This window comes from Amycolatopsis sp. cmx-4-61, assembly GCF_046548775.1.
Lineage (GTDB): Bacteria > Actinomycetota > Actinomycetes > Mycobacteriales > Pseudonocardiaceae > Amycolatopsis.
Genome location: NZ_JAEBEI010000001.1, coordinates 1,645,440 through 1,665,002, shown reverse-complemented (window position 1 = coordinate 1,665,002; position 19,563 = coordinate 1,645,440). Strand labels below are relative to the sequence as shown.

The following is a 19,563-nucleotide window of genomic DNA, read 5'->3' as shown; positions in this document are numbered from 1 at the left end:
TGGCGTCCGCATCAGATCTCGCGGCCGATTCCGGCGTTCACCGCGACGACACCGCCGTGGGCCCGCTCGACGGCACGCACGGGGAAATCGATACCCGGCGGATCCCATTCCGGTGATCGTGTCACGGGCAACACCTTCTCAATCTGATCGGACCGGAAAGAGCTTAGCGATTCCCGACGGTTCGGCTACTGGGCCATCCGCGTGAGCCCGCACCACCCGATCGGGCACTGCCCCGTTCGACCGGACGCGCCTACCGTGAGCCGTCTCGTTGGAAAATCCACACAATGGCGCAACGAGGAGTATGCATGAGCGTCCCCGTTGCCCCGGGCCGGTGGCCTTTTCTCGGGCACACTCCGGCACTGCTGAGGCAACGCTTCGCATTCACCGACGCATTGCCCGCGGACGGCGAGATCGTGAAGCTCTATCTCGGCCCGGCGCCCGTCTACTTCGTTGCGAGCCCGAGATTGGCGCACGAAGTGCTGGTCAACGAGGGACCGAAGTTCCGCAAGGGCGCAATGTTCGACAAGTTCCGGCCGTTCGTCGGAAATGGCTTGGTGCTTTCGAACGGCGAGTTCCACTTGCGGCAACGCCGGCTGATGCAACCGGCGTTCCACCGCGACCGGCTGGCCGCGTACGCGGGGATCATGCGGCGCGCGGCGGCGGACCTGAGCGGCTCCTGGCGAGCCGGCGAAGTGCGGCCGGTCGACGACGACATGCAGAGCCTCGCGGTGACGATCGTCGGCGAGGCGCTGTTTTCCACCGAACTGGGGAAAGCCGCGATCGCCGAAGCGCGCCGGTCGATTTACGTGATCATCCAGCAGGGAATGATTCGCGCGTTGTCGCCGAAGTTCGTCGAAAAGCTGCCGGTGCCCGGCAACCGCCGGTTCGACGAGGCGATCGCCCGGATGCAGGGCATCACCATGGAGGTCATCCGCGACTGGCGGCGCGCCGGCACCGACCGCGGCGACCTGCTCTCGACGTTGCTGCTGGCCGGCATGACCGACGAGCAGGCCCGCGACGAGGTGCTCACGCTGCTCACCGCCGGCATCGAGACGACGGCGCTGGCGCTGGCCTGGACGTTCCACGAGCTCGGCCGGCACCCGGACATCGAGGCCCGCGTGCACGCCGAGGTCGACGAGGTTTTGGCCGGCGGCCCGGTGACGATCGACAACCTCCCCCGGCTCACCTACGTCCGGCAGGTGGTCGACGAGGTCCTGCGGCTGTACCCGCTGTGGATGCTGATGCGCCGCACCCTGACCGAGGTCGACCTCGGCGGCACCCGCCTGCCGGAGGGCGCCGAGGTGATCGTCAGCCCGCACGCCCTCCACCACGACCCGGCCTCGTTCCCCGACCCGGACCGCTTCGACCCCGGCCGCTGGACCCCGGAGAGGGCGGCCGAAATCCCGAAGGGCGCGTTCGTGCCGTTCGGCGCGGGCACCCGCCAGTGCATCGGAAACCGCTTCGCCCAGAACGAAATCGTCATCACGCTGGCCACGGTGGCGGCCCGCTGGCGGCTGGTCCCGGTGCCGGGCCGCCCGGTCCGGGTGAAGTTCACGTCGGCCGCGTACCCCGAGAGCCTGCCGATGACGGTGGTCCCCCGCTAGCGGCACTGGCCACATCGTGGACAGTTCCCGGACAGTTGCGGGCGATTCCCGCCGGTCCGTCCACCCGCGTACTACAAACGGCCGCGGGGAACGAGACCACCGGGGAGTGCGCATGCGGGTCGTGGCGGTCATGAACTACAAGGGCGGCGTGGGCAAGACGACGCTGACCGCGAACCTCGGGGCGGTGGCCGCGAGCCGCGGCCTGCGGGTCCTCCTCATCGACCTCGATCCGCAGACCAACCTGACGTTCTCGTTCTTCTCGATCGACGACTGGCACGAACGGCTGGCGGACAAGCGCACGATCAAGCAGTGGTACGGCGCGGAAATGCCGGGCCGGGACATCCCGCTGTCCCACCTCGTCGTGTCGCCGGAACGGGTGAACAAGGTCCTCGACGGCACGGGTGGGCGGCTAGACCTGATTTCTTCCCACCTCGGCCTCATCGACATCGATCTCGAGCTCGCCGCGCTGCTCGGCGGTACGACGACCCTGGACGGGTCGAAACGGCGGTTCCTGGACCTGCACGGCTGCCTGCGACAAGCCCTGGCGGACGGCTCCTTCGCCGAGTACGACCTGGTCCTCATCGACTGCGCCCCGAACTTCGGCCTGGTCACCAAGACGGCGATCGTGGCGAGCGAGCGGATCCTCGTGCCGGCCAAGGCGGACTACCTGTCGACCCTGGGGCTGGACTACCTGGTGGGCAACTGCACCGGCCTGGTGCAGCACCCCGATGGCCTTCGCCCAGGCGGTGTAGTCCTTCTGGTGGGGCAGGTAGTCCGCGCAGGTCGTGCCGCCGGGGCACTCGGTCGGCGGCACGAGGTAGGCCCAGACGGTCAGCCCGGCCGTCTGCGCCCCGGGCAGGAACGCCTCGAGGTCGTGCCAGTCGGTCTCGTTCTGGACGAGGAAGGCGTAGGTGTCGGCGTTCATCGCCCGCAGCCGGTCGATCGTGGCGGCGGCGTCGACGTGGCCGTCGGTCCGCACCGGGTTCGCGTAGCTCGCCCGCACCCCCGGCGCGGGTGCGGCGCCCGCCGTCACCGGGAGCAGGGCGGCGCACAGGACGGCGATGAGCGTGAACAGGCCCGTTCTCAGCATGCCGAGGATGTTCGGGCACGGCCGTACAGAAGGCGTACAAACTCCGGCGACTACCGCATCCTCGGGTCCTGGGACGGATCGGCGTACCGGGGCGGGCACCCGTGTTCGACGGCTTCGGGCCGCAGTTCGTAGTGCCACGGTTCGTTGCGGTAGATCTGGCACAGCCCGTACCGGGCACCGTGTTCGGCCAGCCACGCCCGGGCGGCGGGCGGACCGACGTCGACCGCCTGCCCTCGCACGTGCGCCGACCGGTCCGGCGTCGTCACCCAGCGGGCCGCTTCGGCTTCCGAGCCGTGCTTCGCGATCCCCTCCCGCCGGAGCTGCTCCTGGTACGCCCAGGACCGCCAGCCGCCGTTGACGACGAACGCCACGCCGTCGGCCGCGGCGTCCGCCGCGGCCCGGCGCAGGGCGTCGAGCAGGCCCGGATCGAGGTTGGCCACCGCTGGTGAGTCGTCGAAGACCGGCAGGCCGTCCGGGACGGCGCCGTGTCCCCGGCCGAGGGACGTGCGTTGGCTGGAGGTCATGGCGGCCAGTCAAGGCCGCGCGGTGTTGCCGTCGCGTACGCGGTTTCCGATATGCAGCCGATAGGCGCCCGCTCGTAGCATCGGGAGGGTGCGTGTCTTGATCGTCGAGGACGAGCCCTACCTGGCCGACGCCATCCGCGACGGCCTCCGGCTGGAGGCCATCGCGGCGGACATCGCCGGCGACGGCGACACCGCGCTGGAACTGCTGGGCGTCAACAGCTACGACATCGCCGTCCTCGACCGCGACATCCCCGGGCCGTCCGGGGACGAGATCGCCCGGCACATCGTCGCCTCCGGCAGCGGCCTGCCGATCCTCATGCTCACCGCGGCCGACCGGCTCGACGACAAGGCCACCGGGTTCGGGCTCGGCGCGGACGACTACCTCACGAAGCCGTTCGAACTCCGGGAACTCGTGCTGCGCCTGCGCGCCCTCGACCGGCGGCGCGCGCACAACCGGCCGCCCGTGCAGGAAATCGCCGGTCTGCGCCTGGACCCGTTCCGCCGCGAGGTCTACCGCGACGGCCGCTACGTGGCCCTGACGCGCAAGCAGTTCGCCGTGCTCGAAGTCCTCGTCGCCGCCCAGGGCGGGGTGATCAGCGCCGAAGAGCTGCTGGAGCGCGCGTGGGACGAGAACGCGGACCCGTTCACCAACGCCGTGCGGATCACCGTTTCCGTGCTGCGCAAACGGCTGGGCGAGCCCGGGATCATCGCCACCGTCCCGGGCGTCGGCTACCGCATCGACACCGGGGAAGAGCACCGTGGATAGGGAACCCGGGCCGAGCGCCCGCCTCAAACTGACCCTGAGCTACGCCGGTTTCGTCATGCTCGCGGGCCTCCTGCTGATGGCCGCGGTGCTGGCCTTCTACCTGTACTTCCTGCCCAACGGCTGGATCACCACCGAGGGCAACTTCTGGATCAACCGCAGTGTGCTGGTGCGCGCGTTCGTCCCGTTCATGGCCGCCGTGATCGTCTTCCTGCTGGTGTTCGGGCTGCTCGGCGGGTGGGTCCTCGCCGGCCGGATGCTCGCGCCGCTGACGCGCATCACCGACGCCACGCGCGTCGCCGCGAGCGGGTCGCTCGCCCACCGCATCCGGCTGCCCGGCCGCACCGACGAGTTCCGCGAACTCGCCGACGCCTTCGACACCATGCTCGCCCGGCTCGAGGCGCACGTCGCCGAGCAGCGGCGGTTCGCCGCCAACGCCTCCCACGAACTGCGCACGCCGTTGGCGATCACCCAGAGCCTGCTGGACGTCGCCCGCAACGACCCCGAGCGCGCCACCGGCGAGCTGGACGAACGCCTTCGCGTCGTGAACGCCCGGGCGATCGAACTCACCGAGGCCCTCCTGCTGCTCAGCCGGGCCGAACAGCGGTCGTTCAGCCGCGACCGCGTCGACCTGTCCCTGGTGGCGGAGGAAGCCGCCGAGACGTTGCTGCCCCTGGCCGAGAAGCGCGGGGTCACCGTCGAGACGTCCGGTGACATGACGGCCGCTCTCGGCTCACCGGCGCTCCTGCTGCAGCTGACGACGAACCTGGTGCACAACGCAATCGTTCACAACCTGCCCGAGCGGGGCGCGGTGTGGGTCACGACGGGTGCCGAGCCGGGGCGAGCGGTGCTCACCGTCGAGAACACGGGCGAACACCTCGCTCCCGCCCTGGTCAGCACCCTCGCGGAGCCCTTCCGGCGCGGTACCGGGCGCATCCGGACCGACCAGGCGGGGGTCGGCCTCGGCCTCGCCATCGTCAAGAGCATCACCCAGGCCCACGACGGGACGCTCACCCTCACGCCGCGACCGGACGGCGGGCTGCGCGTCACCGTCCGGCTGCCCATTTCGCTCTACGCGACGGGGAAGTCGAAGTAGGTGTCCGGGTAGGGCTCGTCCGTCAAGCCGTAGTGCCACCATTCGCGTTCGTACGCGGCGAACCCGCAGTCCTCCATGATGGACTTCAGGCAGCGGCGGTTCCCGGCTTCGCGGGGCGAGATCCCCGGGGCGCCGTGGTGGGAGATCGGGTCCATCAGGTCGTGGCCGCCGCCCATGGCGGCGAGCTCGCCGGTGGCGAGGTGGTAGAGGGTCAGGTCGACGGTGCTGCCCCGGCTGTGGCCCGACTTGGCGGCGACGTACCCCTTGGCGAACATCGCGCGGCGGTCGAGGTTCGGGTAGTGCCACAGCTTCGTCCGGCCGTCTTCCGGCTGGTCCACCCAGCGCAGGAAGCAGGCCACCGCGCGCTGCGGGCGGTAGCCGTCCCAGAGGAGCAGGCCGAAGCCGAGGGACGCGGCCTTTTCCTGCGCGTCTGCCAAGGCGGCGCACAAGGTCTTCGTGCCCACGATCCGGTTGACGAGGTAGCCGTCCACGGGTTTGCCGGTGAAGTTGTCCCAGGTGGCGTACTTGGCGTCCCAGCGGATGCCGGGCACCACCTCGTCGACGAAGGCGAAGTCGTCGTTCACCGGTCGTTCCCGTCCAGGGCCAGCGAAAGCACCCGGTCGATCAGTTCGGACAGCGGCACCCCGGCGGCGGCCATCATCCGGGGGTAGCGGCTGTAGGACGTCAAGCCGGGCAGGGTGTTGACCTCGTTGAGGACCACCGTGCCGTCTCCGGTGAGGAACATGTCGACGCGGGCCAGCCCCCGGCACCCGAGAGCGCGGTAGATGGCCTTCGCCGTCTCCTGGACTTCTTCCCGAATACCGGCCGGGATGTCGGCGGGCACGATGGGCGTCGAGTTTCCGGAGCCGCTTTCGGGGGCGTCTTCCTGGTGGATGCGGAAAAAGCCGTGCGAGAGGGCGATCCGGTCGACCTCGCCGACGAAGAGTTCCCCGTCGTTCCCGAGCACGGCGCACCCGACCTCACTTCCGACGACGGCCTCTTCGACCAGCACCTTCGAGTCGTACTGCGCGGCGGTCTCGATCGCGGCCGCCAATTCGTCCTTGCTCGTCACCTTGCTGACCCCGAACGACGAACCGGAACGGGCCGGCTTCACGAAGACGGGGTAGGTGAACCCGTCGAGGTCCTCCCCGGCCCGGACGGTCCGGAACTTCGGCGTGGCGACACCCGCGCTCGCGGCGACGACGTAGGCGAGGGATTTGTCCATGCACAGAGCGGAACTCGGGACATCACAGCCCGCGTAAGGGATCCCGGACAGCTCCAGCAACCCCTGCAGCACGCCGTCTTCGCCGAACGGGCCGTGCAGAACGGGCAGCACGACGTCGAGACCGACGGTCTCGTACTTCCCGTCGTCCAGGACGAGCAGGCCGGGAACGCTCCGGTCCGGCGACAGGACGACCGTCCGCCCGTCCTGCCAGTCGCCTTCGGGCCCGTCGCAGAGTTTCCAGGCGCCGTCCCGGGTGATCCCGATCCAGAACGGTGCGTACTTCCCGTGGTCGAGGTGCCGCGCGACCTCTTGCGCGGATTTGACGGAGACGGGGTGCTCTTCGGAAGGGCCACCGAAGATGATCCCGGTCCTCACCCTAGTCATGCTGCTTCCCACTTTCGAATTCCAGGCAGTTGACGATGGAGTGTTCGACGATGTCGCCGAGTGCGTGATCGGTGTAGTAGGCGGTGTGCGGGCTGACGAGAACGTTGGGCAGCTTCTGCAGCCGCAGCAACAGGTCGTCGACGGCCCGCCCCCGGCAGTCGGCGTAGAAGACGCCTTCTTCCCCTTCGAGGACGTCCAGCGCGGCACCCCCGAGCCGGCCGTCTTCCAGGGCCTCGACGAGGGCGGCGGTGTCGAGCAGCGGCCCCCGCCCGGTGTTGACGACGAAGGCGCCGGGTTTCATGAGCTCGATCCGCCGCCGGTCCAGCAGGTGCCGCGTCTCGGCGGTAAGTGGAGTGTGGAGGGTGACGATGTCGCTCACCCGCAGCAGTTCATCGAGCCCGACATAGTCGATCCCGCCCCGAGGACGGCTGTCGCAGGCAACAACCCGGGAGCCGAAGCCCCGCAGCCGCCCGACAACGGCGGCCCCGATCCGCCCGGTCCCGACCACCCCGACGGTGAGATCCCGAAGTTCTTTGCCACGAACGTCGTTCAGCCGGTAGTCGTGGTCATCGGCCCGCCGCAGGAGCGCCTTGGCCTCCCGCACCAGCATGAGCATCACCATGAGCGTGAAGTCGGCAACGCTGTCGGGCGAATAGGCAACGTTCCCGACAGAAATCCCGACCCGGGCGGCATACTCCACATCGATGTGGTCGTACCCGACACTCCGGGTGGAGAGATAGCGAACCCCAACCCGCCTGAGCGCAGCAAGAGCCTCCCGCGAGACACCGGTCTTGTGCCCAACGCTGACACACCGAGTCCCGGCAGCAAGCCCCACATTCCCCACCGACAAGGGCGCATCGGTGACGATCGGAGTCACCCCAAACCGAGCCGCAACCTCCGAGAAGAGAGCGGCCTCATCAGCCCCACACCCATAGACGGTGATCCCCACCGCCGATTCGTCCATGCCCCTGATTCAAGGCACCACAACGTTGCCACGAGGTATCAGCTTTTCAATACACCCAGCACAAGTTACCAACGAGTAACACACAGGCCGGCAAGGTCCACTTGGGACAGCACGACGAAGGTTCACTACACAAGGCGACCCAGCGGGGGTCCGGGGGCGAAGCCCCCGGGCGGGGTGTGGGGGTTGCACCCCCACAAGACACTGAAGCTCCACGCAAAAGGCCCGCGCCCTCCGCGGGCACGGGCCTCCAAAGCGTGGAGCTGAGGGGAATCGAACCCCTGACCTTCTCGATGCGAACGAGACGCGCTACCAACTGCGCTACAGCCCCTTGGTTGTGCTCGTAGAGCTTAGCAGTGCCCTACGAGCACCCCACGCCGGGGGGTCACTCTCCGACGGCGCGCCGATAAGGGCCGGTCCCGGGCTCGTCGAGCTCCTCGAACGCCGGGTCTTCGTCGTCGAGGTCGACGACGACCGCGCTGCGGCGGACGCGGGAGGTCGGGGACGGGCGGCGCTCGATCACCTCGCGGCGGACCGGCTCGACGACCTCCACGGCCTCCGCGTCGTCCACCGAAGCCGAAGCCGAACCCGAAGCCGAAACGGAAGCCGGCGAAGTCGACGAGGGACGCCGTGGCGCGCGGGTGCCGTTGAAGCGGGCCAGGCGCCGCTGCCGGATCTCCTCCTCGATGCGGACCTGGCGGCGCAGGTACACCAGGTACCCCACGAGCACGACGTCGATCACGCCGTGGCCCCACCAGGCCAGCGGGACGACGAAGCCGGCCACGAGCCCGCTGAGCACCGCGATGGCGAGCAGGATGACGACGATGCGCTGCCGGAAGCTGTACTTCGCGCGGGCCGCGATCTCGGCGGCTTCGGGGTCGAAGCCGCCTCGGCCGGGCCGGTAGCCGGGGCGGTCGCGTTCGGCCCGCGAGCCGCGGGCCGGCTGCGGGAGCGGATCGGGCTCGGGCTCCGGTTCGTCGACCTCGTCGTCGAGTTCGAGCTCGGCCTCCAGCTCGGCCAGGTCGTCCTCCACCGAGGGCCGGGACTTCCCGTGGTCGTCGGACATGGCGAATTCCTCCCGGTCTTCGTTGCGTCCACTGCGCACGACCCGGGCCGCGAGCGCCGAGTCAGCCGTCCTCGCGACCTGCTGCCGCCGTCGCGCGACCATGGGCACGAGTACGACGAGCCATGCCGCGGCGAGCGCGACGATGATCACGGAGCTGGGCATCTCCCGTCACCTCCCCCGATCCTTCCACCAGAAATCACGTTAGTCACAGGAGTAACAGATCGGGCGCAGACTCGCCGGATTCGGTCACGGAAAAGCCTCACCGGATTAGGTGAAACTCACAGCATGTGGTAACGCGGCTACGGACCCGGGTGGGTAATCACGTTCAGGCGTAGTCGGCGCGGCCCGCGGCGACCAGCCGGGACACCAGCCCGGACCCGGTTTCCTCGCGCGTCACGGCGTAGCAGTAGTGGTCCCGCCAGCCGCCCGCGACGTCGAGGTAGCGCTCGAACAGCCCCTCCCGCCGGTAGCCCGCCTTGGTGAGAACTCGCAGGCTGGGGGTGTTTTCCGGGCGTACGGTGGCCTCCAGCCGGTGCAGCCCGGCGGGGCCGAAGGCGTGGTCGGTGACGAGCGCGACGGCGGCCGTCGCGACCCCTCCGCGGACCACCTCGGACGACACCCAGTAGCCGATCCAGGCCGACCGGAGCGACGCCCGGATGACATTACCCACAGTGATCTGTCCCGCGAGACGACCGTCCAGGGTGATCGTGAACGGGAGGCACTGACCACGCCGAGCGAGCGACCGCAGCGCCGCCCACTGCGACGGCCACGACCAGAAGGCGTTGCGTTCCGGCCACGGCCCGACGCCGGTGGGCTCCCACATCTCGAGGTGCGCGCGGTCCCGGAGCCGGATCCGGCTCCACTCGCCGGCGTCGCGCAGCCGGACCGGCCGGATCGCGACCTCGCCCGCGGGCACCCGCAGCGGGCCGAGCCGTGCCTGCCAGCCCGGGTGCCGGCTCTCCACCGGATAGGACACGCCCGACACGGAGTTCATCAGGCCCGTTGCGCCAGGAAGGTGACCTGGACCTGCTCGCCGGCCGCGACCTCCGTCAATTCTTCCGGCACGTTGATCAGGCAGTTGGCCTCGGCCAGCGACGCGAGCAGGTGCGCCCCGGACTGGCCGAGCGGCTGGACCAGGTATTCGCCGTTGGCCTCGTCGCGCAGCAGCTGCCCGCGGAGGAAGCCGCGCCTGCCCTCGGTGGACGTGATCGGCGACAGCAGCCGCGCGCCGACGATCCGCCGGTGCGGGTTGCGGGTGCCGCGCGCCGCCCGGATCAGCGGCCGCACGAGCACCTCGAACACGACCAGCGCGCTCATCGGGTTGCCCGGGATGAGGAACGTCGGCACGGAGTCCGGGCCGAGCCGGCCGAATCCCTGCACCGAGCCGGGGTGCATCGCCACCCGCGTCATGTCGATCCGGCCGAGGTCGGACAGCGCGGCGTGGACCTCGTCGCCGGTGGACCCGCCGGCGCCGCCCGCGACCACGACGATCTCCGACATCAGCAGCCGGCCCTCGACGACCTCACGCAGCCGCTTCGGCTCGCTCGGCACGATGCCGACCCGGCTGACCTCCGCGCCCGCGTCCCGGGCGGCCGCGGCCAGCGCGTAGGAGTTGACGTCGTAGACCTGCCCGACCGACGGCGTCCGGTCGATGTCGACCAGCTCGTCGCCGACCGACACGATCGACACCCGCGGCCGCGGGTAGACGAGGACCTTCGCCCGGCCCACGGCGGCCAGCAGGCCGACCTGGGCCGAGCCGATCGTGTCGCCGCGGCGCACCGCGACGTCCCCGATCTGGACGTCCTCGCCCGCCCGCCGCACGTACCCCGCCGACGGCACCGAGCGGTGCACGGTGACCTTGGCCTGGTGCCCGTCGGTGTAGGCGAGCGGCACGACCGCGTCGGCCAGTGTCGGCAGCGGCGCGCCGGTGTCGACCCGCACGGCCTGGCCGGGCTGCAGGCGCCGCGGTTGGCGCGAGCCCGCCGCGATCTCGCCGACGACCGGCAGCTGGACGGGTTCCTCGCCCGCGGCACGGACGTCGACGCTGCGCACCGCGTACCCGTCGACCGCGGCCTGGTCGAAGCCGGGCAGCGCGTGCTCGGCGACCACCTCCTCGGCGCAGAGCAGGCCCTGGGCCTCGGAGATCGCCACCCGCACCGGCTGCGGCCGGACGGCCGCGTCCAGTGTCATCGCGATCTGCGCGTCCACCGAGCGAAACTCGGCCTCGTCCTCGGCCGCTTCCGGCCGCGCCGCGTCGAGGGATTCCGTCATGGGCGCTCTGTCCCGATCCGTTCCGTCAGCCACGCCCGTAAAGATGGACCGTACTCGGGCGTTTCAAGCGCGAAATCGACCGCGGCGCGCAGGAAACCACCCGGATTCCCCAGGTCGTGGCGTCCGCCGCGGTGCACGACGACGTGGACGGGGTGCCCTTCGGAGATCAGCAGCGCGACGGCGTCGGTCAGCTGCAGCTCGCCGCCGCTGCCCGGGGTGATCCGCTTGAGCGCGTCGAAGATCGCCCGGTCGAGCAGGTACCGGCCGGCCGCCGCGTAGGTCGACGGCGCGTCCTCCGGCTTCGGCTTCTCGACCATCCCGTGCACGCGCTTGACGTCGTCATCGCCGGTGTCGCTGACGTCGAACACGCCGTACGGCGAGATCTCGGCCTTCGGGATGTCGAACGCGCACAGCACGCTGCCGCCGAACTCGGCGCGGACCGCGCTCATCTTCTCGAGCACGCCGGTGGGGAGCACCAGGTCGTCCGGCAGCAGCACGGCGACGGCCTCGTCGTCCGGGCGCAGGTTCGGCTCGGCCTGCGCGACGGCGTGGCCGAGGCCCAGCGCCTGCTCCTGGATGGCCGTTTCGACGGCCAGCAGGTCGTGCCCGCGGCGGACCTTCTCCAGCAGAGCGGTCTTGCCCTTGTCCTCGAGGTTCTGCTCGAGTTCGGGCTGCTTCTCGAAGTACCGGACCACGGCGTCCTTGCCCGGCGAAGTCACGATGACCAGGCGTTCGGCGCCGGCGGCGGCGGCCTCGGCGGCGACCAGCTCGATGCCCGGGGTGTCCACCACCGGCAGGAGCTCCTTGGGCACGGCCTTCGTCGCCGGCAGGAACCGTGTCCCGAGGCCGGCGGCAGGCACGATGGCGGTTCTGAACGTCTGGGTGGATGCGGCGCCCGTCATGGGCGCAGAGCCTAACGTGAGGTCATGCACGCGCTGGGCAATGAGCACCTGAGCAAGGCGGAGTGGCGTGACCGGGTGACGCGCGCCCGGGCGGGGCAGGCAGCCGAATCGCACGCCCGGGAGGCTTCGGCGCTGTTCAGTGCGGTGTCGAAGGTCACAGCCGGCACGGTGTGCGCGTACCTGCCGTTCGGCACCGAACCGGGCACGACGGCGTTCGTCGACGCACTGGTGGCCGGCGGCGCGCGGGTCCTGCTGCCCGTCATCGTGTCGCGGACGGATCCGCTCGACTGGGCCGAGTACACCGGCGAGGCCGATCTCGTCCCCAGCCGGTTCCGCGGCATCCGCGAGCCGGGCGGAAAACGCCTGGGCAGCGACGCCGTGGGGGCGGCGGAGCTCGTGCTGGTGCCCGCGCTGGCGGTGGATCGCCGGGGCGTCCGGCTCGGGCGCGGGGCCGGCCACTACGACCGCTCGCTGGTCTTCGCCGCGGCCGGCGCCGCGCTGCTGGCCGTCGTCCGCGACGAAGAGCTGGTCGAGCGGCTGCCCGGCGAGCCGCACGACGTGCGCATGACCGGCGCCTTGACGCCGGGTCGAGGCGTGGTCGAACTGCCGGTGTGAGCAACCAGGAATTGCTTTCGGGGAAGGTTCTCCCGCACAATCGTGTTGGCACTCAGGTCGGATGAGTGCCAGCAAAGGAGCCGTCAGTGCCTACGTACCAGTACGCCTGCAAAGAATGCGACCACCGGTTCGAAGCCGTGCAGTCGTTCTCGGACCCCAGCCTGACCGTCTGCCCGCAGTGCTCCGGGGCCCTGCGCAAGGTCTTCAGCTCGGTCGGCGTCGTCTTCAAGGGGAGCGGGTTCTACCGCACCGACTCGCGCGACTCGAGCAAGTCGAGCACGGCGGCGGCCCCGGCGAAGACCGAGGGCAAGACGGAGTCGAAGTCGGACACGAGCTCGGCATCCTCCTCCTCGACCACGACGAAAACGGCCGCCGCGGCGTCCTGACGGGCGAGTTGTCCACAACACCCCGGTTGTCCACAGATGCCGGACGTGGCCCTTCCGGCGGCCCGTCCGGCTTCCCTAACGTCGATCTCGTGCGGCACACCGCCGCACCCGATCCGGCCGAGGGGGCCTCGTGGACGTCCTACCGAAGCTTCGTTCCATCCAGCTGAACCGGCTGCAGAGCCGGCGGACACGGCTCACCCGCCGTTGGCTCGCCGTCGGCCTGCTCGTGCTCGGCGCGCTGCTGCTCGTCCACCCCGGCTTCGCGCGAGGCGCACCGACCGTCCTCGCGGCTCACGACCTTCCCTCCGGCGCGGTGCTGCGCGCTGCCGACCTCCGGCTGGCCGAGCTCCCCGGTGAAGCACGTCCAGCGGGCGTGCTGAGCACCCTCGACGCGGTCGACGGACGTCTCCTGGCGGGCGCCGTCCGGGCCGGCGAGCCACTGACGGACGTCCGGCTGGCCACGGTCCCCGCCCCGGACGATCCCGGCACGGCGACCGTGCCGGTCCGGCTGGCCGACGTGGCCGTCGCCGAGCTGCTCCAGCCCGGCCGTCGCGTCGACGTCATCGCGGCGCCGGAGCCGGGAGCGCCTGCGTCGGTGCTCGCCGGTGGGGCGACGGTCGTGACGGTCGGGCACCCGGAGTCGGCCACGCCCAAGGGGCCGCTGGTGCTGCTCCGGCTACCGGAGGCGGTCGCGACGCAAGTGGCGGCGATTTCTTTGGAGCGTCCGGTAACGGTTACTCTCCGCTAGCCCGCGCCCGCTGAGACGGGCGGCGGCGTCCCCGTCCCGGTTCGTGAGGAGAGCAAGGTGCTCAAAGGTTTCAAGGACTTCCTGATGCGCGGCAACGTCGTCGACCTCGCCGTGGCGGTGGTCATCGGCTCGGCGTTCACGGCGATCGTCACGGCGTTCACCAACGGCCTGATCAAGCCGCTGATCAACACCATCGGCGGCACGGAGGCCGCGCAGGGCCTGGGGTTCAAGGTCTTCCCCAGCAACCCCTCGACGTTCCTGGACTTCGGCGCCGTGATCAACGCGGCGATCAACTTCGTGCTGGTCGCGGCGGTGGTCTACTTCGTGATCGTGATGCCGGTCAAGAAGCTGCAGGAGCGCCGCAAGCGCGGCCAGGAACCGGGCCCGTCGGAGCCGACGGACGTGGAGCTGCTGATCGAGATCCGCGACCTGCTCCGCGCGCAGTACCGGCGCGACACCGAGCGCGACTGACGAGGTCAGCGGTCGTGGTGCGGTGGCCGGTTCTCCCGGTACCAGTCATCCGGGAGACCGGTGCGCCGCTCGGGGTCGCGCTCGTCGGCGGTCGTCTCGGGCAGGACGTCCCCGAAGATCTCGTCGACCCGGCGGCGCTGCTCGCTGGTCTGGGGTTTCCGCTGTTCGCCCGGCATGACCCCAGTGTCCCACGACGCGGTGTTTGACAACTCCAGAGTGAACCTCGGCGGCGCTTCCCGAGCACGCCGAAGGCCGGGAGCAACGCCCTGCGTCACCCCGGCCCGGCAGAACGCAGGTCAGACCTCTTCGAGGCCCGAGAGCTCGTCGATCACGTGCGGCACGAGCGAGGTCAGGGTCGCCATCCCGTCCCGGACCGCGGAGCGCGACCCGGCGAGGTTGACCACGAGCGTGCTGCCGGAAACGCCGGCGAGCCCGCGGGAGATGCCGGCGTCGACGGCTCCGGCGGCCAGGCCGGAGGCGCGGATGGCCTCGCTGATGCCGGGGATGGGGCGGTCGAGCACACCGGCGGTGGCGTCCGGGGTCCGGTCACGCGGCAGCACGCCGGTGCCGCCGACGGTGATCACCAGGTCGGCGCCGCCGATCACGGCGGTGTTGAGCGCGTTGCGGATACCCGCGGTCTCGGCCTCGACGACCACGACACCGTCGACGATGAAGCCCGCTTCTTCGAGCAGCTCCGTGACCAGCGGGCCGCTGGTGTCCTCGTGCTCGCCGTGCGCCACGCGATCGTCCACGATGACCACGAGGGCCCGGCCCAGCCGTTGTGCACTCCGTTCCATGGCGCCCACCGTAGCCGGTTCCGGCGGCCGGGCGGTGGGAGGTGCCGGGTGAGTTCTGACGATTCCGTGACGGGCCGCCGCCAGCTCCGGCGGGTCCGGGCGAGGACCCCTAGCGTGGCCGTTGTGCGCGTACTGGTCACCGGCGGAGCCGGGTTCATCGGGTCCCACATCGCCGACCTCCTCGCCGACGGCGGCGACGAGGTCGTGGTGCTGGACAACCTCCTGCCGACGGCCCACGGCTCCCGCACGCCGCCGCCGTACACCGGCAGGCACCGGTTCCTGCGCGGCGACGTGACGGACACCGAGATCGTCGCGGAGCTGCTGGACGGCGTCGACGCGGTCTGCCACCAGGCGGCGGTGGTGGGCCACGGGATCGACCCGTCGGACGCGCCGTCGTACGCCCTGCACAACGACTACGGCACGGCGGTGCTGCTGGCCGGGATGCACGCGGCCGGCGTGCGGAAGCTGGTCCTGGCGTCGTCGATGGTGGTCTACGGCGAAGGCCGGTACGCCTGCCCGGACCACGGCGTGGTGACGCCGTCGCCGCGCCGCCGGTCCGATGTGGACGCGGGCCGGTTCGAACCGCGCTGCCCGGCGTGCGAGGCGGAGCTGAGCTGGCAGCTGGTGCCCGAGGATGCGCCGCTGAACCCCCGCAGCACGTACGCGGCGACGAAGCTGGCCCAGGAGCACCTGGCCGGCGCGTGGGCCCGCCAGACGGGCGGCAGCGTGTGGGCGATGCGCTACCACAACGTCTACGGCCCGCGGATGCCCCAGAACACGCCGTATGCGGGAGTCGCGTCCCTCTTCCGCTCGGCACTGGCCCGCGGCGAAGCGCCCCGGGTCCTGGAGGACGGCCGTCAGCAACGCGACTTCGTCCACGTCTACGACGTGGCTAGGGCGAACGTCCTGGCCCTCCGAACCCCGGGCCCGGCCGACCTCACCCCGCTGAACATCTGCTCGGGCACGCCCCACACGGTGGGCGACCTGGCGAAGGAGCTGTCCCGCGCGTGCAACGGCCCAGCACCCGAGGTACTCGGCGGCGCCCGCCCGGCCGACGTCCGCCACGTGGTCGCCGACCCGGCCCGCGCCCGCGAGCTGCTCGGCTTCACCGCGAAAATCGGCTTCGCGGAGGGCATCGCGGACTTCGCGACAGCTGAGCTGCGGGAACCGGTCTCGCCCTGACGGACGTCTTCGGGCACCTCGCTACGCGAAACCGGGGCTCAGCATCACCCCACCGCCCTCAGCCGGGGCAACGGCGAATGCCAAGCCGCGGCGACATGGCGACCCGACCTCGCCCTTCGATACCGGCCGCGCCCGCGGCCCGCCAGCCCCCGCCCGCCCGCCACTGGTCGTCCCGCCACGCTCAGGCGTCCGATCCTGTCCCCGCAGACACCCGGCGCGCAGCTCACCCGGCACCGCCCGCCCAGCTGCCACCGCCTACGGCATCGCCAGCGGCAGCCGCACCTCGAACCGGCACCCCGGCCCGTGGTTCTGCACCCCGATCCGCCCCCGATGCGCCTCGACCAGTCCTTTGGCGATAGCCAGCCCCAGCCCGCCACCGCTGGTCGTCCCCCCGCGTTCAGGAGTCCGGGCCTGCGTCCCGCGGAAGGCGACGTCGAACACCCGGGTGATCTCGTCGTCCGGGATGCCCCCGCACGAATCGTCGACGGCGAGCAGGGCCTCGTCGCCGTCGACGCCGATCTGGACCGCGACCGTGCCGTCGGGCGGGGTGTGGCGGATCGCGTTGGACACCAGGTTCCGCACGATCCGGGCCAGTTCCGGGTCGCTGCCGGTCACCACCGGCCAGGTCGAGGCGTTGGCGAGCACCTGCACGCGCTTGCGCTGGGCGACCGGCGCCTGGGCGGCGACAGCGTCGCTCACGACGTCCCGCAGCGGCACCGCGGACATCGTGAGCTCGAGCGCGCCCGCGGTGATCCGCGACAGCTCGAAGAGGTCGCCGACCATCGCGGACAGCCGCTTGGTCTCGCCGCTGATCCGCTGGGCGTAGTCGGCCACCTCGTCGCGTTCGGACACCACGCCGTCGGCCAGCGCTTCGGCCATCGCCTGGATGCCGGCCAGCGGGCTGCGCAGGTCGTGGCTGATCCAGGCGACCAGTTCGCGCCGGGACGCCTCGGCGGCGCGTTCCCGCTCGCGGGCCTCGCGTTCCCACACGCTGCGGCGCGCGATGGCCCGGCCGAGGATGATCGCCGCGGGCACGGTGACCAGGGCGACGAGCAGGCAGACCAGCAGCATCGTCGTCAGGGCCGGGGTGAACATGAACCCGCTGACCCCCAGGACGCCCACCAGCGTGGCGAGCACCGGGATCAGCACCAGCACCGTGAGCGTGGTGGCCAGCGCACCGCGGCGCAGCACGTACAGCGCCACCCCGCCCAGCGCCGCCACCGGCAGCGAGAACAGCAGCGCGAACGGCAGGATGTGCCAGAGGTGCGTCAGCATCTCCTCGAAGGTCTCGCCCGAGCCGATCACGGCTGCTCCCGGTCGTAGCGGTAGCCGACGCCCCACACGGTCGCCACCCGGGCCGGCTTGGCCGGGTCGCGCTCGATCTTCTCGCGCAACCGTCGCACGTGGACGGTCACTGTGGACTGATCGCCGAAGTCCCAGCCCCACACCTTCTCGAGCAGGTCCGCGCGCGAGTAGGCGACACCGGGGTGGGCCAGGAAGAACGCCAGCAGGTCGAACTCCCGGGTGGTGAGCGGGAGTTCACGGCCGCCGAGGGTCGCGGTGCGGGCCTTCATCTGCAGGCGCAGGTCGCCGTCCACGAGCTCGGCGGCGGCCGGCTCCGGACGGGGCATCCGGGCGCGCCGGAGCACCGAGGCCACGCGGAGGGCGAGTTCCTTGGGGCTGAACGGTTTCGTCACGTAGTCGTCGGCGCCGAGCTGGAGCCCGGCGATGCGGTTCTCCTCCTCGCCGAGCGCGGTCAGCATGACGATCGGCACCTGGCTGACCTGGCGCAGCCGCCGGCACACCTCCAGGCCGTTGATCCCCGGCATCATGACGTCGAGCACGACCAGGTCGGGCTCGTGCGCGGCGAACTTCGCCAGGCCCTCGGCGCCGTCGCCGGCCATGTCGACGGTGAACCCGGCCACCTCGAGGTAGCGGCGGACGACGTCACGGACCGTCTCGTCGTCGTCGACCACGAGCACCCGCCCGGCCTGATCGTCCATCACGTCTCCCTCACCAGCCCGTCAACAGCAGGTGGTTGACGGCCAGCGCCGTCGCCGCCTGCGCGGCCAGCCACCACTGGCGCCCGGGCCGCGGCAGCAACGCCGTCATCGGCAGCAACCACACCCCGAACGGTAGCCAGATCCGTTCGGTCTCGGCCTTCGACAGGCCCGAAACGTCCGCGAAGAGGATCGCGGCCAGCGCGGCGAGGCCGAGCAGGAGCACCGGATCGGTGAGCAGCGCCCGGCGCGGAGAGCCGAGACCTCGCCGGACGGCGGCCACGACCGCGGGGCCGAGGGCGACCGACACCGCCGCGAGGTCGGCCCACACCCAGTACGAGTAGGGCCGGACCAGCGCCACGCCCTGGTAGTAGCGCTCGACGACGAGGTGGTAGCCGTCGAGCCACCAGAAACCCGCCCAGGCGAAGACGCCGGCCACGGCGAGGGCGGCGGCGATCGCCAGCGCCGCCGCCCGCCACTGCCGGCCCAGCACGGCGACCGCCACCGCGAGCACGCCGAGGAGAACCAGGCCGTACGACAGGAAGATCCCGAAGCCGAGGAGGACACCGGCGGCGAGCCCGGCCGGCGCGGCGTACCGGCGGCCGTGGGCGAACCCCGTCGCGGACAGCGCGAGCAGCGCCAGCCCGGTGGCGGTGACTCCGGCGAACAGGCCGTCCGCCGACACGCCGAGCCACACCGCGCCGGGCGTGAGGACGGCGAACGGCAGCACCGCGCGGGCCGCGTCGGGCCGGCCGAGCAGGGCCACCGTGGCGGGGACGGCCACGGCGACCAGGCTGCCGACGAGCACGACGGCCGTGGCCGCCCATCCGCCGCCGTGCAGGCCGAGCCGGTCCAGCCAGACGAAGACGAGCGTCGCGCCCGGCGGGTGCCCGGAGACGTGCGTCGTCCACGAGTGCGGCTGGAAGTCGAGGATGCGGGAGGAGAACTCGCGCAGCATCCGCGGGATGTCGGTGATGCCGGGGACCTCGTGGAGGTACTCCTGCGGGATGATGAGCCGTCCGGCGAATCCGCGGGCCCAGCCGTCGACCATGGCCAGCGAGAAGATCCAGGCGAGCGAGGCGAAGTAGCCGGCGGCGAGGGCCCGGCGCCACGGCAGGCGGGCGGCCAGCGCCGGGCCGTGAAGGACGACCGCGACCGCGACGAGCACCGCGAACACCGAGCCCGGGCCCACGTGCGGCAGCCAGTCGGCGAACAACGGCGGGGCGGACACGAAGATGATCACGCCGGAGTTCGGCCGGTTGTAGTAGAGGCCGACCGCGGTGGCCGCGGCGACGAGCACCGCGACGGCCGCCACGGCGAAGAGGTCGGCGCGGCGGCCGGAGACCGGGGCTTCGGGTTCGCGGGCAGGCGGCTCGGCGAGCCGGGCTGCCGATTTCGGCTCGCTCATCGCTGCCCACCCTAGGGTCGCGGCGGGTGGCCCGCGCCCTCGGAACGGGAGCCGTAACGACGCGGTAAGA

General features: G+C 71.4%; 22 protein-coding genes and 1 tRNA gene. 9 read left to right on the top strand and 14 right to left on the bottom strand.

The genetic code is table 11. From position 1 onward, the window contains the following. Positions 1-305 precede the first annotated feature (305 nt). On the top strand, positions 306-1,604 hold the full coding sequence (locus tag ACLJOU_RS08210; RefSeq protein WP_410564572.1) for a cytochrome P450: 1,299 nt from the start codon (positions 306-308) through the stop codon (positions 1,602-1,604). 112 nt (positions 1,605-1,716) lie between these two features. After that, positions 1,717-2,826 carry a ParA family protein gene (locus tag ACLJOU_RS08205; protein ID WP_410564570.1) on the top strand — a complete coding sequence of 370 codons (1,110 nt, stop codon included), beginning with the start codon at positions 1,717-1,719 and terminating at the stop codon, positions 2,824-2,826. Here the strand turns inward: ACLJOU_RS08205 and ACLJOU_RS08200 are convergent. Continuing rightward, positions 2,745-3,218 (bottom strand): D-alanyl-D-alanine carboxypeptidase family protein, encoded by a 474-nt coding sequence (locus ACLJOU_RS08200; protein ID WP_410564569.1) that lies wholly within the window; start codon positions 3,216-3,218, stop codon positions 2,745-2,747. The two genes, ACLJOU_RS08205 and ACLJOU_RS08200, sit on opposite strands and share 82 nt — an antisense overlap. An 88-nt stretch (positions 3,219-3,306) precedes the next feature. Here ACLJOU_RS08200 and ACLJOU_RS08195 point away from each other — a divergent pair, with 88 nt between their 5' ends. Then, a complete protein-coding gene (locus ACLJOU_RS08195) occupies positions 3,307-3,984 on the top strand; it encodes a response regulator transcription factor (protein ID WP_410564568.1) in 678 nt (225 codons plus the stop codon). Further along, positions 3,977-5,077 carry a sensor histidine kinase gene (locus tag ACLJOU_RS08190; RefSeq protein ID WP_410564566.1) on the top strand — a complete coding sequence of 367 codons (1,101 nt, stop codon included), beginning with the start codon at positions 3,977-3,979 and terminating at the stop codon, positions 5,075-5,077. The genes ACLJOU_RS08195 and ACLJOU_RS08190 overlap by 8 nt, the downstream gene beginning before the upstream one ends. Here ACLJOU_RS08190 and vanX read toward each other — a convergent pair. The 8 genes from vanX to ACLJOU_RS08150 form a co-directional block, all read right to left on the bottom strand. Then, positions 5,053-5,661, bottom strand: coding sequence for a D-Ala-D-Ala dipeptidase VanX (gene vanX / locus ACLJOU_RS08185; protein ID WP_410564564.1), 609 nt, complete (start codon positions 5,659-5,661; stop codon positions 5,053-5,055). The two genes, ACLJOU_RS08190 and vanX, sit on opposite strands and share 25 nt — an antisense overlap. Further along, positions 5,658-6,686 carry a D-alanine--(R)-lactate ligase gene (gene vanA / locus ACLJOU_RS08180; protein ID WP_410564562.1) on the bottom strand — a complete coding sequence of 343 codons (1,029 nt, stop codon included), beginning with the start codon at positions 6,684-6,686 and terminating at the stop codon, positions 5,658-5,660. The genes vanX and vanA overlap by 4 nt, the downstream gene beginning before the upstream one ends. Then, positions 6,679-7,650, bottom strand: a complete 972-nt coding sequence (locus tag ACLJOU_RS08175; RefSeq protein WP_410564561.1) for a D-isomer specific 2-hydroxyacid dehydrogenase family protein — start codon at positions 7,648-7,650, stop codon at positions 6,679-6,681. The genes vanA and ACLJOU_RS08175 overlap by 8 nt, the downstream gene beginning before the upstream one ends. Before the next feature lie 255 nt (positions 7,651-7,905). Next, a tRNA-Ala gene (locus tag ACLJOU_RS08170) sits at positions 7,906-7,978 on the bottom strand. A 54-nt stretch (positions 7,979-8,032) separates the two neighbouring features. Further along, positions 8,033-8,875: a gephyrin-like molybdotransferase receptor GlpR gene (glpR, locus tag ACLJOU_RS08165; RefSeq protein ID WP_410564559.1), complete on the bottom strand. Its 843-nt coding sequence runs from the start codon at positions 8,873-8,875 to the stop codon at positions 8,033-8,035. A 163-nt stretch (positions 8,876-9,038) separates the two neighbouring features. Beyond that, on the bottom strand, positions 9,039-9,707 hold the full coding sequence (locus tag ACLJOU_RS08160) for a GNAT family N-acetyltransferase (RefSeq protein WP_410564557.1): 669 nt from the start codon (positions 9,705-9,707) through the stop codon (positions 9,039-9,041). Then, a complete protein-coding gene (gene glp / locus ACLJOU_RS08155) occupies positions 9,707-10,984 on the bottom strand; it encodes a gephyrin-like molybdotransferase Glp (RefSeq protein ID WP_410564556.1) in 1,278 nt (425 codons plus the stop codon). The genes ACLJOU_RS08160 and glp overlap by 1 nt, the downstream gene beginning before the upstream one ends. Continuing rightward, on the bottom strand, positions 10,981-11,886 hold the full coding sequence (locus ACLJOU_RS08150) for a UTP--glucose-1-phosphate uridylyltransferase (RefSeq protein WP_410564555.1): 906 nt from the start codon (positions 11,884-11,886) through the stop codon (positions 10,981-10,983). The genes glp and ACLJOU_RS08150 overlap by 4 nt, the downstream gene beginning before the upstream one ends. A 24-nt stretch (positions 11,887-11,910) precedes the next feature. On the opposite strand from ACLJOU_RS08150, the gene ACLJOU_RS08145 reads away from it, so the two are divergent. The 4 genes from ACLJOU_RS08145 to mscL all read left to right on the top strand — a co-directional run bounded on the left by ACLJOU_RS08145 (position 11,911) and on the right by mscL (position 14,106). Continuing rightward, positions 11,911-12,501, top strand: a complete 591-nt coding sequence (locus tag ACLJOU_RS08145) for a 5-formyltetrahydrofolate cyclo-ligase (RefSeq protein ID WP_410564554.1) — start codon at positions 11,911-11,913, stop codon at positions 12,499-12,501. 86 nt (positions 12,502-12,587) lie between these two features. Beyond that, positions 12,588-12,887, top strand: coding sequence for an FmdB family zinc ribbon protein (locus ACLJOU_RS08140; RefSeq protein ID WP_410564553.1), 300 nt, complete (start codon positions 12,588-12,590; stop codon positions 12,885-12,887). A 130-nt stretch (positions 12,888-13,017) separates the two neighbouring features. Next, a complete protein-coding gene (locus ACLJOU_RS08135; protein WP_410564552.1) occupies positions 13,018-13,635 on the top strand; it encodes an SAF domain-containing protein in 618 nt (205 codons plus the stop codon). A 57-nt stretch (positions 13,636-13,692) separates the two neighbouring features. Further along, on the top strand, positions 13,693-14,106 hold the full coding sequence (mscL, locus tag ACLJOU_RS08130) for a large-conductance mechanosensitive channel protein MscL (RefSeq protein WP_410564550.1): 414 nt from the start codon (positions 13,693-13,695) through the stop codon (positions 14,104-14,106). Positions 14,107-14,111: 5 nt separating this feature from the next. Here the strand turns inward: mscL and ACLJOU_RS08125 are convergent, their stop codons facing one another. Then, positions 14,112-14,282, bottom strand: coding sequence for a hypothetical protein (locus ACLJOU_RS08125; RefSeq protein WP_410564548.1), 171 nt, complete (start codon positions 14,280-14,282; stop codon positions 14,112-14,114). Between the two features lie 120 nt (positions 14,283-14,402). Beyond that, positions 14,403-14,903 (bottom strand): molybdenum cofactor biosynthesis protein B, encoded by a 501-nt coding sequence (locus ACLJOU_RS08120; protein ID WP_072476233.1) that lies wholly within the window; start codon positions 14,901-14,903, stop codon positions 14,403-14,405. Between the two features lie 123 nt (positions 14,904-15,026). Here ACLJOU_RS08120 and ACLJOU_RS08115 point away from each other — a divergent pair, with 123 nt between their 5' ends. Then, positions 15,027-16,085, top strand: coding sequence for an NAD-dependent epimerase/dehydratase family protein (locus ACLJOU_RS08115; RefSeq protein ID WP_410564797.1), 1,059 nt, complete (start codon positions 15,027-15,029; stop codon positions 16,083-16,085). Positions 16,086-16,340: 255 nt separating this feature from the next. Here ACLJOU_RS08115 and ACLJOU_RS08110 read toward each other — a convergent pair whose 3' ends face one another. From ACLJOU_RS08110 to ACLJOU_RS08100, 3 genes are read right to left on the bottom strand one after another with little or no spacing between them, the layout of a single operon-like run. Next, positions 16,341-17,390: a sensor histidine kinase gene (locus tag ACLJOU_RS08110; protein ID WP_410564547.1), complete on the bottom strand. Its 1,050-nt coding sequence runs from the start codon at positions 17,388-17,390 to the stop codon at positions 16,341-16,343. Continuing rightward, positions 17,387-18,088 carry a response regulator transcription factor gene (locus tag ACLJOU_RS08105; RefSeq protein WP_410564545.1) on the bottom strand — a complete coding sequence of 234 codons (702 nt, stop codon included), beginning with the start codon at positions 18,086-18,088 and terminating at the stop codon, positions 17,387-17,389. Before ACLJOU_RS08105 ends, ACLJOU_RS08110 begins: the two co-directional genes overlap by 4 nt. Positions 18,089-18,098: 10 nt before the next feature. Next, positions 18,099-19,493 carry a hypothetical protein gene (locus ACLJOU_RS08100; protein ID WP_410564544.1) on the bottom strand — a complete coding sequence of 465 codons (1,395 nt, stop codon included), beginning with the start codon at positions 19,491-19,493 and terminating at the stop codon, positions 18,099-18,101. Positions 19,494-19,563 lie beyond the last annotated feature (70 nt).

What these genes read in the sequence shown, in the direction of transcription:
- ACLJOU_RS08145 (WP_410564554.1), top strand. Translation starts at nt 11,911, where the DNA reads ATGCACGCGCTGGGCAATGAGCACCTGAGCAAGGCGGAGTGGCGTGAC.
- ACLJOU_RS08205 (WP_410564570.1), top strand. Translation starts at nt 1,717, where the DNA reads ATGCGGGTCGTGGCGGTCATGAACTACAAGGGCGGCGTGGGCAAGACG.
- ACLJOU_RS08120 (WP_072476233.1), bottom strand. Translation starts at nt 14,903, where the DNA reads ATGGAACGGAGTGCACAACGGCTGGGCCGGGCCCTCGTGGTCATCGTG.
- ACLJOU_RS08175 (WP_410564561.1), bottom strand. Translation starts at nt 7,650, where the DNA reads ATGGACGAATCGGCGGTGGGGATCACCGTCTATGGGTGTGGGGCTGAT.
- ACLJOU_RS08105 (WP_410564545.1), bottom strand. Translation starts at nt 18,088, where the DNA reads ATGGACGATCAGGCCGGGCGGGTGCTCGTGGTCGACGACGACGAGACG.
- ACLJOU_RS08160 (WP_410564557.1), bottom strand. Translation starts at nt 9,707, where the DNA reads ATGAACTCCGTGTCGGGCGTGTCCTATCCGGTGGAGAGCCGGCACCCG.
- ACLJOU_RS08200 (WP_410564569.1), bottom strand. Translation starts at nt 3,218, where the DNA reads ATGACCTCCAGCCAACGCACGTCCCTCGGCCGGGGACACGGCGCCGTC.
- ACLJOU_RS08100 (WP_410564544.1), bottom strand. Translation starts at nt 19,493, where the DNA reads ATGAGCGAGCCGAAATCGGCAGCCCGGCTCGCCGAGCCGCCTGCCCGC.
- vanA (WP_410564562.1), bottom strand. Translation starts at nt 6,686, where the DNA reads ATGACTAGGGTGAGGACCGGGATCATCTTCGGTGGCCCTTCCGAAGAG.
- ACLJOU_RS08150 (WP_410564555.1), bottom strand. Translation starts at nt 11,886, where the DNA reads ATGACGGGCGCCGCATCCACCCAGACGTTCAGAACCGCCATCGTGCCT.
- glp (WP_410564556.1), bottom strand. Translation starts at nt 10,984, where the DNA reads ATGACGGAATCCCTCGACGCGGCGCGGCCGGAAGCGGCCGAGGACGAG.
- ACLJOU_RS08125 (WP_410564548.1), bottom strand. Translation starts at nt 14,282, where the DNA reads ATGCCGGGCGAACAGCGGAAACCCCAGACCAGCGAGCAGCGCCGCCGG.
- glpR (WP_410564559.1), bottom strand. Translation starts at nt 8,875, where the DNA reads ATGCCCAGCTCCGTGATCATCGTCGCGCTCGCCGCGGCATGGCTCGTC.
- ACLJOU_RS08210 (WP_410564572.1), top strand. Translation starts at nt 306, where the DNA reads ATGAGCGTCCCCGTTGCCCCGGGCCGGTGGCCTTTTCTCGGGCACACT.